This window comes from Thioalkalivibrio sp. ALE11, assembly GCF_000381205.1.
In the GTDB taxonomy this organism is placed as follows: domain Bacteria; phylum Pseudomonadota; class Gammaproteobacteria; order Ectothiorhodospirales; family Ectothiorhodospiraceae; genus Thioalkalivibrio.
In genome coordinates this window covers 11027-33815 of the sequence record NZ_KB906175.1, presented here as the reverse complement: position 1 = coordinate 33815, position 22789 = coordinate 11027, and the positions used below count along the sequence as shown (strand labels likewise).

Here is a 22789-nt window from a genome sequence, read left to right as displayed (position 1 = left end):
GCGCCGTGCGGGCTCAGCGCGTTTGCCCCTGGATGCCGGGATGCCGGGGCCCGACCCATACCCCGTGTGCCCCGTGCGGTACCCCCTCAGGAGCGCGCTTGCGCGCGAAAACCGCGGTCAGTGCTGGCGACCACCCCGCAGGATGCCGCGCCGCGACCCCTGGACGAAGTGGATCAGATCGCGCACCTCGGGGATATCGGTCTCCGCCAGCATCTCGTCGAGATGCGATTCGCGCCCGGCGCGCCCGCGCATGCCGCGGATGAACACCCGATGCAGCCCCTGGATCGCCTCGTCGCTGAACCCGTTGCGGCGCAGCCCGATCTTGTTGATCCCGATCAGCCGCGCGTAGTTGCCGCTGGCCAGACAGTACGGCGGCAGATCGCGGTTGAGCGCCGAGCCCATGCTGGTGAACGCGAAGGTCCCCACGCGGCAGAACTGGTGCACCAGGGTAAAGCCGCCCAGAGTGGCCTTGTCGTGGATCTCCACGTGGCCGGCCAGCGAGGTGGCGTTGGAGAAGATGATCTCGCTGCCGATGGTGCAGTCATGGGCGATGTGCACGTAGGCCATGATCAGGTTGTCATGGCCGATCACCGTCTCGCCCAGTCCCTTGGCGGTTCCGCGGCTGAGGGTCACCGACTCGCGGATCACGTTGCGGTCGCCGATCACCAGGCGGGTCGGCTCGCCACGATAGCTGGTGTCCTGCGGCTCCTCGCCGATCGACGAGAACTGGAAGATGCGGTTGTCGCGGCCGATCTCGGTCGGCCCGTTGATCACCACGTGCGGCCCCACGCGGGTCCCCGCGCCGATGCGCACGTTCGGGCCGATCACCGAGAACGGCCCCACTTCCACCGAACTGTCCAGCTCGGCACTCGGATGGATGTCCGCCCGCGAGTCGATCACGCCTCGATTTCCTTGCCCGCACACATCAGTTCGGCGGTGGCGCAGATCTCGTCTTCCACCTTCGCCTCGGCGTCAAAGCGCCAGATCCCGCGCACCGTTCGGGTCAGCTCCACCCGCAGGTCCAGCTGGTCACCGGGCACCACCTGGCGGCGGAAGCGCGCCTGATCGATGCCCACGAACAGATAGAGCTGCTGCTTGTCCTGATTCTCGCCGCGCGCCTCCTCGGTCTTGAACGCCAGCAGCCCGGTCGCCTGCGCCAGGGCCTCGAGAATCAGCACCCCCGGCATCACCGGCTTGACCGGAAAATGCCCCTGAAAGAACGGCTCGTTGATGCTGACGTTCTTCAGCCCGACCAGGTGCTCGCCGGGTTCGCATTCCACCACCCGGTCCACCAGCAGGAACGGGTAACGGTGAGGGAGGTACTGCATGATCTGCTGAACGTCGAGGGCATCCACGGGGCGTATCCTGTTTTCTTGTCCTGGTGATGTTGTTTCGGGCCGCCGGATGCCCTGCTGCTCATGTGTCGCGCGCGCGTCGGCCCAGGCGCCGCAGGCGGGCCAGGGTCCGGTTCCACAGTCGGGCCTCCTGATGCGGAACGCCCGAGGCGTAATGCCCGGCCTGCTCGATGCTGCGGGTGACCAGGGTCATCGCGTGAATCGTCACGTGGTCGGCGATGCTCAGATGGCCGAGGATCCCCGCCCCGCCGCCGATGGCACAATGCCGGCCGATGCGGGCACTGCCCGCGATACCGACACAGCCGGCAATCGCCGTATGGTCTCCAATCTCGACGTTATGGGCAACATGAACCAGGTTGTCGATCTTCACGCCGTGACCAATCCGCGTGTCTTCCACGGCCCCGCGATCGATCGTGCAGTTGGCCCCGATCTCCGCATCATCACCCACGCGGACCCCGCCCAGCTGCTCGATCTTGAGCCAGGTGCCGTCTTCCGGCGCGAAGCCGAAACCGTCGGCCCCGATGACCGTGCCGGCGTGCACCAGACAGCGCTCGCCCAGCACCACGCCGTCGAGTACGCGCACGCCGGGATGCAGGAAGCTGCCCGCGCCGATCACCGCGTCGCGGCCGACATGCGCCTGCGCCTCGACCACGGCACCGGATTCCAGGCGGGCACCCGCGCCGACGACCGCGCCGGCAGCGACCGTCGCGGCGGGATCGACCCGTGCCGACGGATCGACAACCGCCGAAGGCGCAATGCCCGGCTCACGCGCGCGGCGCGTTGCGGCCAGCATCTGGCTCACACGCGCATAGGCCGGATAAACCGCCGCCACGCGGATGCGCACCGCCCCGGCCGGCAGAACCGCGGCAGGCAGATCGGCGGGAATCAGCAGGGCCCCGGCGCGCGAGTCCGCCAGCCCGTCCGGCAATGCATCGGCGCGCACCACGAATGCCAGCTGATCCGGTGCCGCACGCGCCGGGGAGGCCAGTCCGCGGATACGCCGCGCACCGTCGCCCTCCAGCTCGCCCCCGACCCGACGCGCCAGGGCCGCGGTCTCGATGCCGTCCGGATCACTCACGCTGCATCGCGGCCAGCACGTCGTCGGTGATGTCCACGCGATCCGAGGCGTAGAGCACGTTGCGCTCGGTCAGGATCACGTCGATGTCGCGCTCGCGCGCCAGCTCGGCGATCGCGTCATTGATGCGCCGTTGCAGGCGCGACAGTTCCTCGTTGCGGCGCACGTTGAGGTCTTCGGAAAAGCTCTCCTGGGCGCGCCGGAACTCGCGCGAACGCGCCGAGAACTCGCGCTCCAGCGCGGCCCGTTCGGACGGATCCATCATGTCGCCCTCGCGCTCCAGGCGATCGCGCAGCCGCTGCAGTTCCTCGCGTTCGGCCACCAGTTCGGAATCGCGCGGGGAAAACTCCTCCTCCAGCTCGCGCATCGCCTGTTCGGCCTGCGGTGAATCCTCCAGGATCCGGTTCATGGTCACGTAACCCACGGTCTGCGCGCCAGCCATCGCGGGCACTGCCGTCCAGCCCGCCACCACCAGTGCGAAACCGATCCCGGCCGTTATCCAGGCCTTCATGCCGCCTCCCGGGGCATTGCCGCCCCCGTGCTTGTCACTGCGGTTGTGCTCGTTCAGAAGCCCGCGCCCAGCTGGAACTGGAAGCTCTGGGTATCGTCACCCGGCTCGTCGTTCAGCGGCTCGGCCACGCTGAAGCTCAGCGGCCCCACCGGCGAGAACCAGGTCAGCGCCAGTCCCGCCGCCGCGCGCAGCTCTCCCACGTCGAAATCGCCCGGCTCGTTGAACACGTTGCCGGCGTCCACGAAGGTACTCATGCGGATCGCATCATTATCCGCGGCGAACGGGGCCGGGAAGAACAGCTCGCCGGACACCGTGGTCCGCAGGCGCCCGCCATAGGGATCATCGTTGCTGTCGCGCGTGGCCGGCTGCCCGTTGCGCAGCGGCCGCAGGTCGCCCAGACGGTTGGCCTCGTAGCCGCGCACCGACTGGATCCCGCCGGCAAAGAACCGTTCGAAGAACGGCAGTTCGTCGCTGCCGAACCCGTCGCCGTAACCGATGCCTCCGGAAACGGAGAAGCTGAAACGCTCGCTCAGGCGGAACAGCTCCTCGCCGGAATAGGTCAGCTTGTAGAACTCGCGATCACTGCCGGGAATCGCCAGCTCCATCCCGATCCGGTGCCGCCGGCCCTCGCTGGCGAAGGTCGTCGAATCCCGCGTGTCGTGGATGAAGCTGGTTTCCAGCTTGACCAGGTTGGCCGTGTCACCGAACTCGTCCAGTTCGTCGCGGATCTCCACCGGCGTGCCCGTGCGTCCGCCGGTGTGGTCCACGGTATTGACCGCAATGTGCTCGAATCCCGGCCGGATGCGCACCCGGTCCACCTCCGACAGCGGGATCCCGTAGGTCACGTTGAACCCGTAGCGGTCGGTGGAATAACGCGAGATGTTCGCCGCTTCGGCGTCCACTTCGCGGTAGAACACCGAGAAACCGCGGCTGGCCCCGGCCGGCGTGTAATGCGGGTTCGTCAGGTTCATGCGGAAAACCCGGTTCACGTCGGAGGTGCTGATCTCCGTGGAAAACCGGTTGCCGGTGCCGAGGAAGTTGTCCTGCGAGATCGAGCCGGACAGCAGCAACCCCTGGTTCTGCGAATACCCGGCGCCGATGGACAGCGCGCCGGACTGGCGTTCGGTCACGCTGATGTCGAGATCGACCTCGTCGTCCGAGCCCGGCACCCGCCGCGTTTCCACGTTCGCGCTGGCAACGAACGGCAGCCGCTGCAGGCGGATCCGCGAGCGCTCGATCAGCGCCCCGTTGTACCAGGACGACTCCATCTGCCGCAGCTCGCGGCGGTAGACGCTCTCCTGGGTGTTCTCGTTGCCGGAGATGTTGATCCGCCGCACGTACACCCGGGGACCGGGGTCCACGAAGAACGTCACCGTGACTTCACGGCTGTCCTCGTCGACATCCGGCACCGGATTGACGTTGGCAAAGGCATAACCCTCGCGCTCCAGGCGTTCCGCCATGCGCTCCGCCGACTCGGTGACCTGGCTGCGCGAGAACGGCGCGCCCAGATCCACCTCGATCAGACCCTCGAGTTCCTCCTCCGGGATGACGAAATCACCGGCCAGCGAAGTCCCGGTCAGGGTATAGGGTTCGCCCTCGTCGACATTGATGGTGATGTACAGGTCTTCGCGATTGGGCGACAGCGTGACCTGGGTGGAATCCACGTCGAACTCGAGAAAGCCGGAATCCAGGTAGCGCGAGCGCAGGGTCTCCAGGTCGCCGGAGAGCTTCTCGCGGGAATAGTCGTCGCGGCTGGAGAAGAACTGCCACCAGCGCGGGATCCCCGATTCGAAATCACCCTTGAGATCGCCGTCGTCGAACGCCTGGTTGCCGACCAGGTTCACGCCCCGGATCTTCGCCTGCGGCCCTTCGGTAATGTCGATGTCGACATCCACCCGGTTGCGCGCGAGATCGACGATGTCGACGTCGATGCGCACGTTGTAGCGTCCGCGGGCGAAATACTGTTCGCGGATCTCGTTCTCGATGCGCTCCAGCAGCGTCCGGTTGAACACCCGCCCGCTGCGCAGGCCCACCGATTCCAGTGCCTCCTCCAGCGCCTCGTCGGGGATGTCGTTGTTCCCGGAGAAGCGGATCTCGTTGATCGCCGGCCGTTCGGAAACGATCACCACCAGGACGTCACCGCGCCGCGCCAGCTCCACGTCGTCGAAAAAGCCGGTGCGGAACAGCTCGCGGATCACCTCCGGCGTCTGGCTGTCGTCGAAGGTGTCGCCCACCTCCACCGGGAGATAGCTCAGAGCCGTCCCCGCGGTGATGCGTTCCAGCCCCTCGATCTCGATGTCCTCGATCTGATAGGCCTGCCCCCAGGCCGGCCCCGCGAGGGTCACCAGGCCGAGCAGGGCCCATCCTTTCAAGCTTTGTCGCGCCATGCTGTCCGCCAAGTGGAGGGCGTCCGGTCCCGTTTCCGGTCAGCCGAACAACCGTGTCAAGTCGTTGTAGAAGGCGAGGATCATCAATGCCGCGATCATCAGCAACCCGATCTGCTGGCCCACGATCTGGGTCTTTTCCGACACCGGGCTGCCCTTCACGGCCTCCACCGCGTAGTACAGCAGGTGCCCGCCATCGAGCATCGGGACAGGCAGCAGATTGATAATCCCCAGCGACACGCTGACGATCCCGAGAAAACCGAGGAAGGCGGAGATCCCGATGACCGCGGACGTGCCGGCAAACTCGGCTATGGTAACCGGTCCGCTGATATTTTTGACCGAGGCCTCGCCGGTCACCATGCGCCAGAGGATCCCGAGGGTCAGGGTCGTGACCTCCCAGGTCCGCACCGCGCCGGAACCGACAGCCTCCACCGGCCCCTGGCGCACGATCACGCTCAGCTCGCGCATCGCCGGCTGATCCGGATCCACGCCGGCCCCGATCCGCCCGATGGTACCCTGTTCGGCCTCTACCGGCTCGGGGGTCAGCGTCACCTGTTGCCGCACCCCGTCGCGTTCCAGCGTGACGGACAGCTCGCTCCCGGCGCTGGCCCGGATACGCTCGACCCAGGCATTCCAGTCCGCGACGCCGTCGCCGTTCATCGCGACCACCCGGTCCCCGGGCTGCAGCCCGGCGCGATCGGCCGGCGAACCGGATTCGACCTGGCCGATCACGGGCTCCAGCTGCGGCCGGTACGGCGCCACGCCCAGGCGGTCGAGGAACTGTCCCTCGCCCAGCAGTTCGGCGCGGGCCGACAGATCCAGGCTGCGTTCGATCTCGCGACCGTCGGCATCGCGGACGATCAGCGGCACCGTATCACCCCGCACCGCGTGGTCAAGCAGCCGCAGGTTGGCCTGTTCCCAGTCCCCGACCTCGCGCCCGGCGATGCGCACGATCTCCTCGCCCCGCTCCAGGCCCGCTTCCGCGGCCGGCGATCCCGGGGTGATCTCGCCCACCACCGGGCGCACGCCGCCCACGCCGATCATGAACATCACCGCGAACACCGCGATCGCCAGCAGGAAGTTCGCCGCGGGGCCGGCGGACACCACGAACGTCCGCGCCCCCAGTCCCTGGCGATCGAACGCGCGGTGTTCCTCGTCCGCCGGCACCTCGCCCTCGCGACCGTCGAGCATCTTCACATAGCCGCCCAGAGGGATGGAGGCGATCGCGAATTCGGTCCGATCACGCCCGAAACGCCGCGACCACAACGGCCGGCCGAAGCCCACGGAAAAACGCAGGACCTTCACCCCCATCAGGCGGGCCGCCAGAAAATGGCCGTACTCGTGCACCGTGACGAGCACCCCGATCGCCACGACAAAGGCCAGCAGACTGGTCAGAAATCCCGTCACACCGCTTCACGCCTCCGCATGTCCAGCCAGTCCCGCGCGTGCGCTCTCGCCCGCGCGTCGGCACCCAGTACGACTTCCAGCGTCTCCGCGGGTTCCGGCTCTACCCCCTCGAGGGTCGCCTCGATCAGGGCCGGGATGGCATCAAAGGCCAGCTCGCCCGCGAGGAAGGCCTCAACCGCGATCTCGTTGGCGGCGTTCAGCACCGCGGTGGCCGTACCGCCCTTCTCCAGCGCGCGCTGCGCCAGGCGCAGGGCCGGATAACGGGTCTCGCAGGGCTCGGAGAATTCCAGCGCCCCCATGCTGAGAAGGTCCAGTGCCTGTACACCGGAGGACATGCGTTCCGGCCACGCCAGCGCATGGGCGATCGGCGTGCGCATGTCGGGGTTGCCCATCTGCGCCAGCACCGAACCGTCTTCATACGCCACCATGGAGTGCACGATGCTCTGCGGATGCAGCACCACCTGGATGCTCGTCGGCGGCACCGCGAACAGCCAGCAGGCCTCGATCAGCTCGAGCCCCTTGTTCATCATCGTCGCCGAGTCGACCGAGATCTTGCGACCCATGTCCCAGTTGGGGTGGGCGCAGGCCTCGTCCGGGGTGATCTCGCCGAAGGTCTCCAGCGAGCGCTCGCGAAACGGCCCGCCGGAGGCCGTCAGCCAGATCCGGCTGGCCCCGTGCGGGCTCACCGGATCGGCGCAGGTGTAGCCATTGGGCAGGCACTGGAAGATCGCATTGTGTTCGGAATCGATCGGCAACAGCCGCGCGCCCGAGCGCCCGACGGCATCCATCAGCAACGCCCCCGACATCACCAGCGCTTCCTTGTTGGCCAGCAGCACCCGCTTGCCGTGCTCCGCCGCCGCCAGGGTCGGCAGCAGGCCCGCGGCGCCGACAATCGCCGCCATCACCGCATCCACCTCGGGCGCGCGACAGACCTCGACCAGCGCCTCCGCACCGCCGCGCACCTCGGTCTCGCAGCCGGCAGCGGTCAGGCGGTCGCGCAGGCTCTCCGCCGCCTCCGGCTCCACCATCACCGCCACCCGCGGGCGAAACTCCAGGCATTGCGCCTCCATCCGCTCGACATTGCGGTGCGCGGTCAGCGCGTACAGCGAGAAGCGTTCCGGCTGGCGCGCCACCACGTCCAGGGTGCTGAGTCCGATGGAGCCGGTGGAGCCGAGGATGGTGATCTGTTGCTTGTTCATGGAATGCTCCCGGAGGTCGGGGCGTGGTGCCCCGGAAACCATCAGGCTGCGGGTACCGGCCACAGCTGCAGCCAGTACAGCCCGCCCGCCAGCACTGGTGCCGCCGCAAGATGGCTGTCCAAACGATCCAGAATACCGCCGTGCCCCGGCAGCAAGGAACCGCTGTCCTTGGCCCCGGCACGGCGCTTGAGAATGCTTTCGAACAGATCGCCCACCACCGAGATCAGCCCGGTCACGATGGACAGCAGCACGAACGGGAGGGCATCCATCGGATCCAGATCGGCGGCCCCGGCCACGATCACCGCGAACACGAACACCAGGCCCATGCCCCCCATCAGGCCCTCGCGGGTCTTCCCGGGACTGATCTCGGGCGCCAGCGCGGTGCGGCCGAAGCGCCGACCCGCAAAATACGCCCCGGTATCCGCCAGCCCGATCAGTACGATCAGATAGACCACCAGCAACGGTTCGAGACGATGCAGCGCCAGGATGGATACACCCGCGGCGACGACCATCAGCAACCCGCTGGCCCGCAGCAAGGGACGCCAGACCGCCTCCGACGCCGTATCCGCGTGATAGAACGGCAGCGCAAAGGCCGCCGCCGCCCACAGCGCCACGCCCAGGATCACCCCCGTCAGCTCCAGGTGCTCACTGCCCGCCAGGGTCGGCAGCGCAATCCCGGCCACCGCCAGCACGGTCCAGGACACCAGCATTGCGGCACCCCGAAGCCGCGCCAGAACGCCCCACTCCCAGGCCGCCAGGCCCAGGGTCGCGGCGACCAGGATCAGCACCGCCCACGCCGGGCCCCAGGCAATCAGCGCCAGCGCCGGCAACCCCAGCGCACTGGCCGTGATCACGCGCTGCTTAAGCATCCACCGTCTCGCCCTGCGTCCCCGGAACGCCCCCGAAACGGCGCTGACGGCCGGCATACCATTCCAGCGCGGCGGCGAAATCCTCGCGGGTCATGTCCGGCCACAGGGTGTCGATGAACAGCAGTTCCGCGTAGGCCGCCTGCCACAGCAGAAAATTGCTGATCCGCTGCTCGCCGCCGGTACGGATCAGGAGGTCCACGTCGGGCAGGCCCGCGGTACTGAGATAGCGTTCCAGACCGACCTCGTCGTCGCTGCGTGCGGCATCACCCTGCTCGCGCACCCAGCGAAGCGCCGCCTGCTGCATGTCCCAGCGTCCGCCATAGCCGAGCGCAATCACCAGTTCCAGACCCCGGTTGTCACCGGTCCGGCGCTCGGCCTCCTGCATGCGCTGCTGCAGTTCCTCGGGGAAACGCGCGCGCTCGCCGATGAAACGCAGACGCACGCCGCGCTCCAGCAGTTCCGGGAGGTCACCCTCGATCGCCGTGATGAACAGCTCGAACAGCGCGTCCACCTCGTCCCGCGGACGGCGCCAGTTCTCGCTGCTGAAGGCAAACAGGGTCAGCGCGGTGACCCCGCGCTCGCCGAAATAGCGGACCGCCTCCCGGGTCGCGCCGAGGCCTTCACGGTGCCCGGCGGCCCGGGGCTGGCCACGCGCCTCGGCCCAGCGGCCGTTGCCGTCCATGATCACCGCCACATGGGCGGGCAGCACGGCTTCGGCACTCATGTTCGGGTGCGGATCCGGCATGATCGGAGGCCGTCAGACCTCCATCAGCTCGTTTTCCTTGTCGGCGAGCATCTTGTCGATGCGCGCGATGTGATCATCCGTCAGCTTCTGGATCTCGTCCTGAGCGCGCTTTTCGTCGTCCTCGGAGATCGCCTTGTCCTTCACCTGCTGCTTGAAGGTGTTGTTGGCGTCACGCCGGATGTTGCGCACGGCCACGCGCGCCCCTTCGGCCTCCGACTTGACCACCTTGACCAGTTCGCGCCGCCGTTCCTCGGTCAGCGCCGGCAGCGGCACGCGGATGACCATGCCCTGGGACGACGGGTTGAGCCCCAGATCGGAGGTCATGATCGCCTTTTCGATCTTGCCGATCATGTCCTTTTCGTAAGGCTGCACCGCCAGCGTGCGGGCATCCTCCGCGTTCACACTGGCCACCTGGTTGATCGGCACTTCGGTACCGTAGTACTCCACGTGCACGTGATCCAGAAGGCTGGGGTGAGCGCGCCCGGTGCGAATCTTGCCCAGTTCCGTGCGCAGCGATTCCAGCGTCTTGTCCATGCGCTCGCGCGCATCCTTGATCGTCGCATCTGTCATTGCCTGGACCCCTCGACCAGGGTTCCCACCGCCTCGCCCATCACCAGGCGCTGCAGGTCCCCCTTCGCAAACATGTTCATGACTCGTATCGGCAGCTCGTTGTCGCGGCACATCACCAGTGCGGTGGTGTCCATCACGCCCAGACGCCGCTCCAGCGCGTCGTCGTAGGTGAGCTTGTCGAAACGCCGTGCGTCCGTCTGTGTGAACGGATCCGCGTCGTACACCCCGTCCACCTTGGTGGCCTTGATCATCAGATCGGCGTTGATCTCGATCGCCCGCAGACTGGCGGCGGAATCGGTGGTGAAGAACGGGTTACCGGTGCCGGCGGCAAACACCACCACCCGGCCCTTTTCAAGGTGCCGCACCGCGCGCCGGCGGATGTAATCCTCGCAGACCTGGTTGATGCGGATGGCCGACATCACCCGGCAGAAGCGCCCGGCCCGCTCGATCGCGTCCTGCAGCGCCAGGGCATTGATCACCGTGGCCAGCATGCCCATGTGGTCGCCGGTCACGCGGTCCACGCCGCCTTCGGCCAGGCCGGCGCCACGAAAGATATTGCCGCCCCCGATGACGATACCCACCTCGACCCCGCGCCGCGAGAGTTCGCAGACCTCTTCGGCCACCTGCGACAGCACCGCCGGATCGACACCGTAATGATGTTCCCCCAGCAGGGCCTCCCCGCTCAGCTTCAGCAGGATGCGTCGGTAGGCGGGCTGCGTGTCCTGGCTCATCGGGTTCCTTTTCTCGGGCTGGCTGACGGGATCGGAGTGGTATTAATCCTGAAATGCTGCTTGTTACGGGCAGGCCGGACCCCGCAGGATCCGGCCCGGCCGGCTCAGGCCCCGCGGGCCTGCGCCATCACTTCCTCGGCGAAGTTCTCGCTCTTCTTCTCGATACCCTCGCCCACTTCGTAACGCACGAAGCCGGTGACCTTCGCGCCCTTCTCCTTGAGCAGGTCGCCCACGGTCTGGTCCGGGTTCATCACGAACGCCTGACCCACCAGGGTGATCTCGCCCAGATACTTGCGGATGCGGCCTTCGATCATCTTCTCGACGATGTTCTCCGGCTTGCCGGATTCCTCGGCCTGGGCCTTGAACATCGCGCGTTCCTTGTCGAGCATCTCGGTCGGGACTTCGTCCTCGTCCACGCACACCGGCTGCTGGGCCGCGATGTGCATGGCGATGTGCTTCGCCAGCTCGTCATCGGCCTGATCCAGGGCCACCAGCACGCCGATGCGCGCGCCATGCTGGTAAGCGCCCAGCGAACCCTCGGCGTTGAGGCGCTCGAAACGGCGAACCTGCACGTTCTCGCCGACCTTGGCCACCAGCTGGGTACGATGCTCTTCCAGCTTCTCGCCCTCGACCTCTTCGTTCATCAGGCCATCCACGTCGGTGGCCTCGGTGTTCAGCGCGGTCTGCGCGCAGCGCGTGGCGAACGCACGGAAGTTGTCGTCGTTGCCGACGAAGTCGGTCTCGCAGTTCACTTCCACGATCACCGCGCGGTTGCCCTCGCTGACGATCTCCACGCGACCCTCGGCGGCCACGCGGTCGGCCTTCTTGTCGGCCTTGGCCATGCCGGACTTGCGCATGGCCTCCACGGCGGCCTCGAGGTCACCGTCGGTTTCGGTGAGGGCCTTCTTGCATTCCATCATGCCTGCGCCGGTGCGTTCGCGCAGTTCCTTAACCTGGGCAGCACTGATTGCCATCGGAATCAACTCCTGAAGAATTCTTGCGGGGCCGGCCGCGCGGATCGCGGCCGGCCGGTTTCATCAAGCCTGGTCGGCGGCCGAAGCCTCGGCAGCTTCGGCCGTTTCGGCCTGGCCGAACGCCTCTTCGCCGGCGGCGGTAGTCATCGTGCCCTTGGCCTCGATGATGGTGTCCGCGACTGCGGCGACGTACAGCTGGATCGCGCGCATCGCGTCATCGTTGCCCGGGATCACGTAGTCCACGCCGTCCGGCGGATTGTTGGAGTCGACCACGGCGACCACCGGGATACCGCGCTTCTTCGCCTCGTTGACCGCGATGCGCTCGTAACCGACGTCGATCACGAACATGGCATCCGGCATGCGGTTCATGTCCTTAATGCCGCCCAGGCTCCGATCGAGCTTGTCCTTCTCGCGACGGCGGGACAGCGCCTCGCGCTTGTTCAGCACGTCGAAGGAGCCGTCGGTGTCCATCGTCTCGAGATCCTTGAGACGCTTGATCGACTGCTTCACGGTGCTGAAATTGGTCAGCATGCCGCCCAGCCAGCGGTGGGTGACGTGGGGCATGCCGCAGCGGCGGGCCTCTTCGGCGACGACGTCGCGCGCGGAGCGCTTGGTGCCGACGAACAGGATCTGGCCACCGTCGGCCGCGACCTTGCCGAGGAAGTTCAACGCGTCGTTGAACATCGGCAGGGTCTTTTCCAGGTTGATGATATGGATCTTGTTGCGCTCGCCGAAGATGTACGGCGCCATCTTGGGATGCCAGTAACGGGTCTGGTGGCCGAAATGGACGCCGGCCTCCAGCATCTGACGCATGGTCACGAGGGACATGAGTGTTCTCCTGTTGTACGGGTTGGGCCTCCACGCATCCCGGCCTGAAACCGGCCCGCTCGCGCGAACCAGCACCCGACAGACCGTGTCGATACGTGTGTGGATTAAGGTTGCAAGTCTCCGCTCAATTGCCAGCGAAGCGCGCGCTTTATAGCATAGAACGCTTATTCGAACCAAGCACGCGCGGCCCGTCATGCCGCGTCCGGAGACCCCATGTCCGTCACCATCAAGACCCCGGAAGAAATCGAGTACATGCGCGTGGCGGGCCGTCTGGCCGCCGAAGTGCTGGAGATGATCGAGCCCCATGTCGTCCCCGGCGTCACCACCGGCGAGCTCGACCGGATCTGCCATGACTACATCGTCAACGAGCAGCAGGCCACGCCCGCACCGCTGAACTATCGCGGGTTCCCCAAATCGGTGTGCACCTCGGTCAACCACGTGGTGTGCCACGGGATCCCCGGGGATCGCACACTCAAGAACGGCGACATCGTCAACATCGACGTCACGGTGATCAAGGACGGGTTCCACGGCGACACCAGCCGCATGTTCACGGTCGGCAAGCCGAGCATCCAGGCGCAGCGGGTAATCGACGTCGCCCGCACCGGCATGTACCTGGGCATCCAGCAGGTGCGCCCCGGCGCGACCCTGGGCGACATCGGCCACGCGATCCAGAGTTACGCCGAGAAGCAGCGCTGCTCGGTGGTGCGCGAGTTCTGCGGCCACGGCATCGGGCGCGGCTTCCACGAGGATCCGCAGGTGCTGCACTACGGCAAGCCCGGGACCGGGATGGTGCTGGAGCCCGGCATGTGCTTCACCATCGAACCCATGGTCAACGCCGGCAAGCGCCACACGAAAGTCCTGGCCGACGGCTGGACCGCGGTCACCAAGGACCGCAGTCCCTCGGCCCAGTGGGAACACACCCTGCTGGTGACCGACGACGGCTACGAGATCCTGACCCTGCGCAAGGATGAGACCCCGCCGCAGGAAGTGGCCGCCTGACATCCATCCCGACACCGCCCCGGAGGCGCGCATGGCCAACACGGAACCCGCCCTGACCGACAGCAGCGCGGACTACCGGGAGCTCAGCCGCCACCCCGGTGACATCGCGCGGTTCCGCGAATATCGCCGCGGGATCGTGGAACAGCAGTACCGGGGCTTCCATGAAGGGGTGGCGATCGAGGATCTGATCTTCGGCCACGCCCGCCGGATCGACGACCTCCTGCGCCTGATCTGGGCCCAGTTCGGCCTCGCCGCCGACCCGAACCTGTGTCTGGTGGCGGTCGGCGGCTACGGCCGGGGCGAACTGCACCCGGCCTCCGACATCGACATCCAGATCCTGGTGACGGGCGAACATGACGCCACGCGCTCCGAACGCATCGGCGAGTTCGTCACCTTCCTCTGGGACATCGGCATCGAGGTCGGCCACAGCGTACGCAGCATCGAGGACTGCACCCGCGAGGCCCGCGACGACATCACGGTGGTCACCAACCTGATCGAATCGCGCTATTTGAGCGGAAGCCTGACCCTTTTCAACGATTTTCGCGCCGCGATCGAAGCCGATCGCGTATGGGATTCGCGCAGCTTCTACGCCGCCAAGCTGGCCGAACAGCAGGCCCGCCATCGCCGCTTCGGCGAAACCGCCTATCGTCTGGAACCCAACGTCAAGGAAGGCCCCGGCGGACTGCGCGACATCCAGATGATCGGCTGGGTAACCAAGCGCCACTTCGGCGCGGAACGGATCGAGGAGCTGGTCTCGCTCGGCTTTCTGCGCGAGGGCGAGTTCCGGGAAATGGTGGAGGGACAGAACTTCCTCTGGCGGGTGCGGTTTGCCCTGCACATGCTCACCGGCCGGCGCGAGGACCGCCTGCTGTTCGACCTGCAGCGTCAGCTCGCCAGCACCTTCGGCTTCGTCGACCAGAACCACAACCGGGCGGTCGAGCAGTTCATGCAGCGCTACTTCCGCACGATCAACGACCTGGAGCGCCTGAACGAACTGCTGCTGCAGCATTTCAACGAGGCGATCCTGGATGACCCGAAGCAGCTCCAGCAGCCCGAACGCATCCATCCCCGCTTTCAGGTCCGTGGCGGCTACCTGGAAGTCGCCCACGACCAGGTCTTCATGATCTACCCGCCGGCCCTGCTGGAAGTCTTCCGTATCCTCCAGCAGCACCCGGAGATCCAGGGCATCCGCGCCTCCACGGTGCGCCTGATCCGCGCCCACCGGCACCTGATCGACGGCCACTTCCGCCGCAACCGCCTCAACCGCGAGCTGTTCATGGCGATCCTGCGCGCCCCGCGCGGCATCACCAGCCAGCTGCGGCGGATGAACCGCTACGGCGTGCTGGGCAACTACCTGCCCGCCTTCGGCCGCATTATCGGGCGCATGCAGTACGACCTGTTCCACGTCTACACGGTCGACGAACACACCCTGCACGTGGTGCGCAACGCCCGCCGCCTGGCGCTGCCCGAGTTCGCCCACGAACACCCGCTGGCCAGCGAGATCCACGCCGGCCTGGAACGCCCCGAACGCCTGGTCCTGGCCGCGCTGTTCCACGACATCGCCAAGGGCCGCGGCGGCGATCACTCGGAGCTGGGCGCACAGGACGCGCTGCACTTCTGCCAGCAGCACGGGCTGTCGGAGGAGGACGCCGCGCTGGTCGCCTGGCTGGTGCGTTCGCACCTTCTGATGTCGCTGACCGCCCAGCGCCGCGACATCTCCGACCCCGACGTGGTGATGGAATTCGCGCGCGAGGTGCGCTCGCCGGAGCGCCTCGATTTCCTCTATCTGCTGACCATCGCCGACATCCGCGGCACCAATCCCGAGATGTGGAACAGCTGGAAGGACTCCCTGCTGCAGACGCTGTACCACGCCACGCGCAACGTCCTTGACCGCGGGCTCGACCGACCGCCCGACATGGAGGAACAGATCCGCCAGACCCGCCGCGAAGCCCTGGAACTGCTGGCGCCGCAGGGCATCGGCGGGGAAGATGCCGCCGTGCTGTGGGGCCGCCTGGATGACGAATACTTCCTGCGCCATTCGCCCGACGAGATCGCCTGGCACACCCAGGCCCTGCTGAACAACGACCTCGAGGATCTGCCCCTGGTGCTGGTCCGCCCGCGCACCTCGCGCGGCAGCACCGAGGTCTTCGTCTATGCCGAGGACCACCCGCGCCTGTTCGCGCGGACCACCGCCGCCCTCGCCCAGCTCGGTCTGGACATCGTCGACGCCCGCATCATCAGTACCGCCGACGGTCACAGCCTGGACACCTTTCTGGTGCTGGAGAACGCCGGCCAGACCGTCGAATCCGGCTACCGCACCCAGGAAATCTGCGCGACCCTTAACCGGGCGCTGCGCGATGGCGCCGTCGGTGCGGCCCCGGTGCAGCGCCAGCTCCCGCGGCGGCTGAAGCATTTCGACGTCGACACCCGGGTGGAATTCGAGGAAGGTTCGCCGGGCGGTGCCACGCGCATGCGCATCCGCGCGCTGGACCGCCCGGGCCTGCTGTCCACTGTCGGCCATGTGCTCGCCGAGCACGACACCGACATCCGCACCGCGCGCATCGCCACCGCCGGGGAACAGGTCGAGGACAGCTTCACCCTCACCGGCAGCGACCGCCGGCCGCTCACCGCGGCCGAACGCGAGCGCCTGCGCACGGCCCTGCTGGAGGGTATCCGGGAGTCGGAGCCCCCGAGTTCGAATGCGGGCCCGAATGCAGCGGACGCGGGACCGGCATGACCTCCGCCTCCGCGGCGCCCGGCTCGCCCGCCTCGCCCAGCAGGCGCGACTCGAAATCCGTCAGCACGCTGAACTCCACCCGCCGCGAGGCCTCGCGGTCCTCGCGTCCGCGCTCATCCAGCACCCGGCGCGAGGACGACATGCCGACCGCCGCGACGCGCTCGCGGAACCAGTCCTCGCCGCGCACGCGCTCCAGACCCCAGGCGTATTCCAGCACCGAACGCGTACGCCGCTGACTCAGGTCCATGTTGGCGAAATAGGCCTCGCGCGCGTCTTCCGCCCCGGCCCATTCGCTGGACGTATGGCCCTCGATGCGCACCTCGCGGATGACCCCGGCGAACGGCCGCAGGCGCTCGGCGTAGCGCGGCATGAAATCCTCCAGGATGGCCTCGAAGCGCGGCCGGATCGCCGCCGAACTCTGCTCGAACAGCACTTCCGGCTCGCGAAAGCTGAGCGTCAGATCCTCGCGGTCCAGCTCCGCGTTCCAGCGCTCCAGGTCCCCCTCGAATTCGTCGAGCAACGCGGCGTGGATCGCATCGCGCAGTGCCAGCGCCTCGCTGCGGGTCTCTTCGTGGGCCGCATGCGAGCGTTCCACCTGCACCATGTGCAGCACCGCGATGAACAGGAAGATCATCATCAGCGCGGCCATCAGGTCGGCCACCGCCAGCCATTGCGAACCCTGCTCGGAAGGCGTTTCCCCCGCAGCCCGCACCCGCCGGGCAAACAGCCGCCGCAGGATCACGAGCGCCCCCCGGCAGCCGCCATGCTGCGCCCTTCGGTCGCGGACCAGCGCGCCTGCGCGGCCTGTCCCGCCTCGATCGCGTTCTCCAGGCTCTCCAGCATGCCCTCCAGACGCGCGTCCATCGCCGGGAAGGCCTCCGTCGCACGATCCCGCAGCGCCGCGATGGATCCCAGCAGGGCCTCCAGCTCCACCGTCTCGCGGCGCAGGCTGGACAGCGTCGCATCCTGGTCCTCCACGTGCCGGGTGATGCGGAAGGCCTGATCGGTCAGCTTCTCCAGACTGGCACCGGAGTGCTCCATGCCCTCGCGCGCCTGGTCGAACGCCCGCCGCAGTTCCTCCATCTGGTCGCGGTACTGCCCCTGCCATTCCAGCAGGCGACCCACCGAGGCATCCAGGCGGCGGAAATTCTCGCCGAACTGTTCGCCCAGGCGCGTGTTGAAGTCGCGGATTACCTGCTCCAGCGCCGCCACCAGATGGCCGCTGCTCATCTCGCTCATGCGCTCCGCCAGCCCGTCCAGTGCCTCCAGGGTCTCGCGATGCTGGCGCTGCTGACGCTCCTCCAGGCCGCGGTCCATGGCCTCCAGCCGCTGCGCCACCGCCTGCATCGCATCGCGCTGTTCGCGCAGCAGATCCGGCACCAGGGCCGGGTCCTGCGGCAACCCGTTGCCGCCCGCGGCCCCCGTGCCCCCGGCCGCGTCCGGATCATCCGCGGCGGCGGGCTCGGGCCGCAGCACCTGTAGCAGGCGCAACAGGGCCGCCAGCGCAATGCCGACGATACTGGTGACGAAGGCCAGCTTCAGCCCTTCCAGCAGCGCCGGCACCGAGGCCTCGACCCGCGCCGCATCGAAGTCCAGCAACCCGATCGCCACCCCGAGGAAGGTCCCGAGGATCCCCAGCGTGGTCAGCAGTGCCGGGGCCGCCGCCTGCAGCCGCGTCATCCAGCCCAGCGCCATGCCCGCCAGCGCCAGGCCGGCGAGGACCAGCAGGCCGAGGGAAAACGCTCCGATCACGGTCATCGGCGTCAGCGCCTCCAGCGTCCCCAGCAGGGCGCTCGCCAGTCCGTTCAACCACTGTGTCATGCTTGCTCCTGTCCGGGTGTCGGCGCCCGGGAAACGCCCGCGGCGCCATGGCCATGCCGACTCCCCGGATCAGGAAGCAATATCAGGGCCACCCGTCGCAGGCCCCGCGCGCACGGACGTCGTCCCGACAAACGTCGACCTTCCGACACCGTCGGAGGCGCCCGCGGCTCCATCCCGAGCCCGCACCGTCAACAATCCGTCATGCCGTGGGGCGCCGATCGCCGGTGGACGGCAAAGCGCCGCCAGAAACGCTACCCTGAGGGACTGATTTGCCCCGGGAGGGCCCGATGCCAGGCCGCACCAACCTGCCCCTGATCCTGACCCTGGTCCTGCTGCTCGGGAGCATGGCCGCCGCACTCCCCGCAACCGCGCAGACGGCGGAGGGCCCCGCGGCGGATGCCGAACCCGTGACCCTGGGCATCCTTCCGTTCGCCAGTCCCAAGAGCCTGTTTCAGCGCTATGCACCGTTGCGGGACTGGCTGTCGCAGACCCTCGACCGCGAAGTGCGCATCGAGACCGCACGCAATTTCGAAACCTTCCTCGGGCGAACCGATGCGGGCCGTTACGATCTGGTGCTCACCGGGTCCCACCTGGCCCGGCGCGCCCGCACGCACGGCGACTACCGCCCGCTGGTCGCGGCCACCCACCGCCTCTCCGCGCGGATCGTGACGCCGGTCGATTCCCCGATCGGCTCGGTGCAGGACCTGGCCGGGCACACCATCGCCGCCCCGCCGCGCCTGAGCATGGGCACCGTGGCCGTGCGTTATCTGCTGGATCTGCCACTGGCGGACAATCCGCCGGAGTACCTCTATTATTCCCATCACGAGACCGCCCTGGATGCGCTGCAGCGCGGGCTTGCGGATGCTGCGATCATGGTGGTGGATGACGAGGCGGGTTCCACACGTCCTGAAACGCGTGACCCGGACCGGGAACGCCTGATCTCCCTGCGGGACGGTCAGCTGGTGCGCATGCTGATGCGCACGCCGCGTTTCCCGGGTGCGGTCATCCTGGCGCGCGAGGACCGCCTGCCGGCCACCGTTGACCTGGCCGGACAGCTGACCGCGCTGAGCGACACGCCGGAGGGGCGCGAGCGCCTGGGGCGCATCGGCCATCGGGGCTTTGAAGCCTTCGACACGGACGCCATCCCGGAAATGATGCCGCTGCCGGATCCGGGCTTTGTCCTTCCCGACAGCGACGACCCGGCGGTTACGGACCACTGAATCCGCCACCACTCGAACCACAACGGGGGACACCATGGACAGCATGCTCGACGACACCGGAAAACTGGTCCTGCGCCTCGCGCTGGGGATCCTCATCCTGCTGCACGGGATCGACAAGATCCTCGGCGGGATCGGCGGCATCGAATCCATGGTCGTGGACGCCGGCCTGCCCGCGTTCGTGGCCTGGGGCGTCTACATCGGCGAAGTCCTGGCCCCGGTGCTGGTGATCCTCGGGCTGTATTCGCGCATCGGCGCGGTGCTGATCGCGATCAACATGGTGGTCGCCATCGCCCTGGCCCATGCCCACGAACTGACCGACCTGACCGCCCACGGCGGCTGGGCCCTGGAACTGCAGGGCATGTTCCTGTTCGCGGCGGTCGCCCTGGCGCTGACCGGCCCCGGGCGCTACTCGGTCAACCGGAGCTGAGACCTCTTGGCGGGCGGCCTGCTCTGCACGCGTGATCGGGCATGATGCCATGCGCCTGAATTTCGCCGCGCAGATCGCCATCGGCACGGTCGCCATCCAGGCCGTGATGGTCATCGTGCTGATGGCCAGCGGAACCTCGCTTATCCGCGACAACCAGGCCGAGGTGCTGGAACGCTTCGCCGACCAGCAGGGCCGTCTGCTGAGTTCGGCCGTCGGGCCCGGTCTGGCCTACGCCGACCCCGGCATGCTGCAGGAGCTGCTGGACGACCTGGAGCAGGACACGACCCTGCGTTACGCGGTGGTCGAAGACGCGGACGGCCGACGCATGGCCGATGTGGGTTCGGTGCCCGCCAGCCTTCCCGAACACGACGGCCTGCGCCAGCAACCCGGCACCCTGGAAATGGGCATCCCGGTGGATCTGGCCGGGCAACACCTCGGGACGATCCACGTCGAGTACTCCACCGACGATATCGACGCCCTCGCCACCGACCTGCTGCACCGCAACATCGCCCTGGCCCTGGGCGTGCTGGCCCTGTCCATGGCCGCGGGGACCCTCTTCGCGCTGATCGTGACCCGCCGGCTGCGGCTGCTCAACCTGGGCGGCCAGGCCCTGCAGCGCGGCAATCTCGAATATCGCCTGAAGGTCACCTCCAACGACGAATTCGGCGATCTCGCCCGCACGTTCAACAACGTCGCCGCCCACCTGGAAAACACCCAGAGCGAGATCCAGCAGCAGAACCTCCGGCTCAACCGTTCGGTGGCGCGCCTGGAGTCCATGCTGGGCGGCGCCGACGCCATCCTGTGGGAATCGCACCCGGATACCGGATACTGGGAGTTCGTCGCCGGCGACACCCGCGAACTGCTGGGCTACCCGGTCGAGCGCCTGGCCCGGCCGGGGCTGCGGGTCCGCCGCATCCATCCGGAGGACCTGCCCCGCGTCCGGGAGGCCACGCGCGACCCCGCGGAACGGCCGCGGCCGGTGGACTACCGCTTCCGCCACCGCAACGGCCACTGGATGTGGCTGCGCGACATCCTGTCCTGGGCGGCCGACGACCGCGGCGAGCCGGTACTGCGCGGCCTGACCCTCAACATCACCGCCCATCGCCAGGCCGCCGACGCCCTGCACGAGACCGAGTCGCGCTACGAGGAGGTCGTCAACAACATCTCGGAGGTGATCTTCCGCACCGACGCCGAGGGCCGCTGGACCCTGCTCAACCCCGCCTGGGAGAAGCTGACCGGCTTCAGCGTGGACGAGAGCCTCGGCCGCAGCCTGTGCGAATTCGTGGCCACCGAGCACCAAGCGGAGGCCGACCAGGTCTGCCGCACCCTGATGCAGGGCGAGCAGGACCGCGACTTTGCCGAAGAGATCCGCCTGCGCACCCGCGCAGGCAATGCCCGCTGGGTCAGCGTGTTCGCCAGCACCCGGCGCGACGAACGTGGCCGCGTGATCGCGCTGTTCGGCACCATCATGGACATCAGCGACCGCAAGCGGGCGGAAGAAGAAGTGCGGCGCCTCGCCTTCTTCGACAACCTCACGCACCTGCCGAACCGCACGCTGCTGCACGACCGTCTGTGTCAGTCACTGGCGCATGCGCACCGGACCGGCCTGCACGGTGCGGCGCTGTTCCTCGACCTCGACAACTTCAAGGACATCAACGACACCCTCGGCCACGCGGTGGGCGACGAACTGCTGCAGCAGGTCGCCGCCCGCCTGAGCACCACCACCCGCGAGGCCGACACGCTGGCACGCCTGGGCGGCGACGAATTCGTCCTCGTGCTCAACGACCTCAACGCCGACCAGGATCGCGCCGCCACCCAGGCCGAGGCGGTGGGGCGCAAGCTGATCGAGCTGATGCGCGAGCCGTTCCCGATCGGCGGCCAGGACCGCCACGTGAGCCCCAGCATCGGCGCGACCCTGTTCAGCGGCGACCACCTCGGCGTGCAGGAAGTGCTCAAGCAGGCGGACCTGGCGATGTACCGGGCCAAGAACGCCGGGCGCAACACCGTGCGCTTCTACGACCCCGAGCTGCACCGCGCGGTGGAAGCCCGTTTCCAGCTCGAGACCGAGCTGCGGGAAGCCCTGCGCAGAGACGAGTTCGAGGTCCACTGCCAGCTGCAGGTCAACAGCGACGACCGCCCGGTCGGGGCCGAACTCCTGCTGCGCTGGGCGCACCCGGAACGCGGCTGGGTCTCGCCGGGCGAATTCATCCCGGTCGCGGAGCAGACCGGGCTGATCGTACCCATCGGCCAGCGCGTCCTGGAGGAGGCCTGCCGGCGGCTGGCGCAGTGGAAACACGACCCCGCCCTGCGCGACCTGACCCTGTCGGTGAACGTGAGCGCGCGCCAGTTCCGCCACGGTACGTTCGTCGCCGAACTCGCCGGCCTGCTGGAGGCCACCGGCGCGCCGGGCCACCGGCTGAAGCTCGAGATCACCGAGAGCATGCTGCTGGAAGACATCGATCACGCGATCGACAACATGCAGCGGCTGCGCGAACTGGGCATCGGCTTCGCCCTGGACGACTTCGGCACCGGCTACTCGTCGCTGGCCTATCTCAAGCAACTGCCGCTGTCCCAGCTCAAGATCGACCAGTCCTTCGTGCGCGACGTCCTCGACGACCCCAATGACGCCGCCATCGCCGAGATGGTGGTCAACCTCGCCCACACCCTCCGCCTGGACGTGATCGCCGAAGGCGTGGAGACCGAAGACCAGCGCGCGTTCCTGATGCACCTGGGCTGCTGGCACTTCCAGGGCTTTCTGTACGGCCGTCCCGCAACCATCGAAACCGTCGAGGCCCTCGCCGGCACCGGCGAGCCGCTGGCCCCGGCCTCCGGCGAAAACGATTCGTAAAAATCGAACAATCAATCGCCAAACTGGCGATTTTCATTCGGCTGGTCAGGATCTAACCTTGGGGAAATATCCCGCAAGAAAGGACCCGC

The 22789-nt window shown here is 67.8% G+C and carries 20 protein-coding genes; 5 read left to right on the top strand and 15 right to left on the bottom strand.

Going from position 1 to position 22789, the window contains the following annotated elements:
- Positions 1 to 117: 117 nt before the first annotated feature.
- The 13 genes from lpxA to rpsB all read right to left on the bottom strand — a co-directional run bounded on the left by lpxA (position 118) and on the right by rpsB (position 12648).
- Complete coding sequence (lpxA, locus tag F620_RS0111485; protein WP_018870721.1) at positions 118 to 900, bottom strand: acyl-ACP--UDP-N-acetylglucosamine O-acyltransferase; 783 nt, start codon at positions 898 to 900, stop codon at positions 118 to 120.
- Positions 897 to 1355 carry a 3-hydroxyacyl-ACP dehydratase FabZ gene (gene fabZ, locus F620_RS0111480; protein WP_019022789.1) on the bottom strand — a complete coding sequence of 153 codons (459 nt, stop codon included), beginning with the start codon at positions 1353 to 1355 and terminating at the stop codon, positions 897 to 899. Before fabZ ends, lpxA begins: the two co-directional genes overlap by 4 nt.
- A gap of 61 nt (positions 1356 to 1416) precedes the next feature.
- Complete coding sequence (gene lpxD, locus F620_RS0111475) at positions 1417 to 2433, bottom strand: UDP-3-O-(3-hydroxymyristoyl)glucosamine N-acyltransferase (RefSeq protein WP_018870723.1); 1017 nt, start codon at positions 2431 to 2433, stop codon at positions 1417 to 1419.
- Complete coding sequence (locus tag F620_RS0111470) at positions 2426 to 2941, bottom strand: OmpH family outer membrane protein (protein ID WP_019022791.1); 516 nt, start codon at positions 2939 to 2941, stop codon at positions 2426 to 2428. Before F620_RS0111470 ends, lpxD begins: the two co-directional genes overlap by 8 nt.
- 53 nt (positions 2942 to 2994) lie before the next feature.
- The gene (gene bamA, locus F620_RS0111465) at positions 2995 to 5328 is read right to left on the bottom strand and encodes an outer membrane protein assembly factor BamA (protein WP_018870725.1); all 2334 of its coding nucleotides are present in this window, start codon (positions 5326 to 5328) and stop codon (positions 2995 to 2997) included.
- 39 nt (positions 5329 to 5367) lie between these two features.
- A complete protein-coding gene (gene rseP / locus F620_RS0111460) occupies positions 5368 to 6732 on the bottom strand; it encodes an RIP metalloprotease RseP (RefSeq protein ID WP_019570660.1) in 1365 nt (454 codons plus the stop codon).
- The gene (ispC, locus tag F620_RS0111455) at positions 6729 to 7931 is read right to left on the bottom strand and encodes a 1-deoxy-D-xylulose-5-phosphate reductoisomerase (RefSeq protein WP_019570659.1); all 1203 of its coding nucleotides are present in this window, start codon (positions 7929 to 7931) and stop codon (positions 6729 to 6731) included. The genes rseP and ispC overlap by 4 nt, the downstream gene beginning before the upstream one ends.
- Positions 7932 to 7972: 41 nt before the next feature.
- A complete protein-coding gene (locus tag F620_RS0111450; RefSeq protein WP_019570658.1) occupies positions 7973 to 8800 on the bottom strand; it encodes a phosphatidate cytidylyltransferase in 828 nt (275 codons plus the stop codon).
- Complete coding sequence (gene uppS / locus F620_RS0111445; RefSeq protein ID WP_019570657.1) at positions 8793 to 9545, bottom strand: polyprenyl diphosphate synthase; 753 nt, start codon at positions 9543 to 9545, stop codon at positions 8793 to 8795. The genes F620_RS0111450 and uppS overlap by 8 nt, the downstream gene beginning before the upstream one ends.
- Before the next feature lie 12 nt (positions 9546 to 9557).
- Entirely contained in the window at positions 9558 to 10115 is a 558-nt protein-coding gene (gene frr, locus F620_RS0111440; protein WP_019570656.1) for a ribosome recycling factor, read from the bottom strand.
- Positions 10112 to 10846 carry a UMP kinase gene (gene pyrH, locus F620_RS0111435; protein WP_018870731.1) on the bottom strand — a complete coding sequence of 245 codons (735 nt, stop codon included), beginning with the start codon at positions 10844 to 10846 and terminating at the stop codon, positions 10112 to 10114. The genes frr and pyrH overlap by 4 nt, the downstream gene beginning before the upstream one ends.
- Positions 10847 to 10950: 104 nt before the next feature.
- On the bottom strand, positions 10951 to 11820 hold the full coding sequence (tsf, locus tag F620_RS0111430; protein WP_019570655.1) for a translation elongation factor Ts: 870 nt from the start codon (positions 11818 to 11820) through the stop codon (positions 10951 to 10953).
- A gap of 63 nt (positions 11821 to 11883) precedes the next feature.
- On the bottom strand, positions 11884 to 12648 hold the full coding sequence (gene rpsB / locus F620_RS0111425) for a 30S ribosomal protein S2 (protein ID WP_018870733.1): 765 nt from the start codon (positions 12646 to 12648) through the stop codon (positions 11884 to 11886).
- Positions 12649 to 12861: 213 nt separating this feature from the next.
- Here rpsB and map point away from each other — a divergent pair, with 213 nt between their 5' ends.
- Together map and glnD are read left to right on the top strand one after the other, a co-directional pair.
- The gene (gene map, locus F620_RS0111420; RefSeq protein WP_019570654.1) at positions 12862 to 13647 is read left to right on the top strand and encodes a type I methionyl aminopeptidase; all 786 of its coding nucleotides are present in this window, start codon (positions 12862 to 12864) and stop codon (positions 13645 to 13647) included.
- A gap of 31 nt (positions 13648 to 13678) precedes the next feature.
- Positions 13679 to 16384 carry a [protein-PII] uridylyltransferase gene (gene glnD, locus F620_RS0111415; RefSeq protein ID WP_019570653.1) on the top strand — a complete coding sequence of 902 codons (2706 nt, stop codon included), beginning with the start codon at positions 13679 to 13681 and terminating at the stop codon, positions 16382 to 16384.
- On the opposite strand, the gene F620_RS14380 is transcribed toward glnD, so the two are convergent.
- Both F620_RS14380 and F620_RS0111405 read right to left on the bottom strand, forming a co-directional pair.
- Positions 16272 to 17126 (bottom strand): OmpA family protein, encoded by an 855-nt coding sequence (locus F620_RS14380; protein WP_019570652.1) that lies wholly within the window; start codon positions 17124 to 17126, stop codon positions 16272 to 16274. The genes glnD and F620_RS14380 overlap by 113 nt on opposite strands.
- Positions 17123 to 18205 carry a hypothetical protein gene (locus F620_RS0111405; RefSeq protein ID WP_019570651.1) on the bottom strand — a complete coding sequence of 361 codons (1083 nt, stop codon included), beginning with the start codon at positions 18203 to 18205 and terminating at the stop codon, positions 17123 to 17125. Before F620_RS0111405 ends, F620_RS14380 begins: the two co-directional genes overlap by 4 nt.
- Positions 18206 to 18492: 287 nt before the next feature.
- Here F620_RS0111405 and F620_RS0111400 point away from each other — a divergent pair, with 287 nt between their 5' ends.
- The 3 genes from F620_RS0111400 to F620_RS0111390 are packed head-to-tail and all read left to right on the top strand — an operon-like array spanning position 18493 to position 22700.
- The gene (locus F620_RS0111400) at positions 18493 to 19425 is read left to right on the top strand and encodes a phosphate/phosphite/phosphonate ABC transporter substrate-binding protein (RefSeq protein WP_019570650.1); all 933 of its coding nucleotides are present in this window, start codon (positions 18493 to 18495) and stop codon (positions 19423 to 19425) included.
- A 34-nt stretch (positions 19426 to 19459) separates the two neighbouring features.
- Positions 19460 to 19852, top strand: a complete 393-nt coding sequence (locus tag F620_RS0111395; RefSeq protein ID WP_019570649.1) for a DoxX family protein — start codon at positions 19460 to 19462, stop codon at positions 19850 to 19852.
- Between the two features lie 49 nt (positions 19853 to 19901).
- A complete protein-coding gene (locus F620_RS0111390; RefSeq protein ID WP_026331439.1) occupies positions 19902 to 22700 on the top strand; it encodes an EAL domain-containing protein in 2799 nt (932 codons plus the stop codon).
- Positions 22701 to 22789 lie beyond the last annotated feature (89 nt).

What these genes read in the sequence shown, in the direction of transcription:
- frr (WP_019570656.1), bottom strand. Translation starts at nt 10,115, where the DNA reads ATGACAGATGCGACGATCAAGGATGCGCGCGAGCGCATGGACAAGACG.
- F620_RS0111450 (WP_019570658.1), bottom strand. Translation starts at nt 8,800, where the DNA reads ATGCTTAAGCAGCGCGTGATCACGGCCAGTGCGCTGGGGTTGCCGGCG.
- uppS (WP_019570657.1), bottom strand. Translation starts at nt 9,545, where the DNA reads ATGCCGGATCCGCACCCGAACATGAGTGCCGAAGCCGTGCTGCCCGCC.
- map (WP_019570654.1), top strand. Translation starts at nt 12,862, where the DNA reads ATGTCCGTCACCATCAAGACCCCGGAAGAAATCGAGTACATGCGCGTG.
- ispC (WP_019570659.1), bottom strand. Translation starts at nt 7,931, where the DNA reads ATGAACAAGCAACAGATCACCATCCTCGGCTCCACCGGCTCCATCGGA.
- tsf (WP_019570655.1), bottom strand. Translation starts at nt 11,820, where the DNA reads ATGGCAATCAGTGCTGCCCAGGTTAAGGAACTGCGCGAACGCACCGGC.
- bamA (WP_018870725.1), bottom strand. Translation starts at nt 5,328, where the DNA reads ATGGCGCGACAAAGCTTGAAAGGATGGGCCCTGCTCGGCCTGGTGACC.
- rpsB (WP_018870733.1), bottom strand. Translation starts at nt 12,648, where the DNA reads ATGTCCCTCGTGACCATGCGTCAGATGCTGGAGGCCGGCGTCCATTTC.
- pyrH (WP_018870731.1), bottom strand. Translation starts at nt 10,846, where the DNA reads ATGAGCCAGGACACGCAGCCCGCCTACCGACGCATCCTGCTGAAGCTG.
- F620_RS0111400 (WP_019570650.1), top strand. Translation starts at nt 18,493, where the DNA reads ATGCCAGGCCGCACCAACCTGCCCCTGATCCTGACCCTGGTCCTGCTG.
- glnD (WP_019570653.1), top strand. Translation starts at nt 13,679, where the DNA reads ATGGCCAACACGGAACCCGCCCTGACCGACAGCAGCGCGGACTACCGG.
- F620_RS0111470 (WP_019022791.1), bottom strand. Translation starts at nt 2,941, where the DNA reads ATGAAGGCCTGGATAACGGCCGGGATCGGTTTCGCACTGGTGGTGGCG.
- F620_RS0111395 (WP_019570649.1), top strand. Translation starts at nt 19,460, where the DNA reads ATGGACAGCATGCTCGACGACACCGGAAAACTGGTCCTGCGCCTCGCG.
- F620_RS0111390 (WP_026331439.1), top strand. Translation starts at nt 19,902, where the DNA reads ATGCGCCTGAATTTCGCCGCGCAGATCGCCATCGGCACGGTCGCCATC.
- F620_RS0111405 (WP_019570651.1), bottom strand. Translation starts at nt 18,205, where the DNA reads ATGACACAGTGGTTGAACGGACTGGCGAGCGCCCTGCTGGGGACGCTG.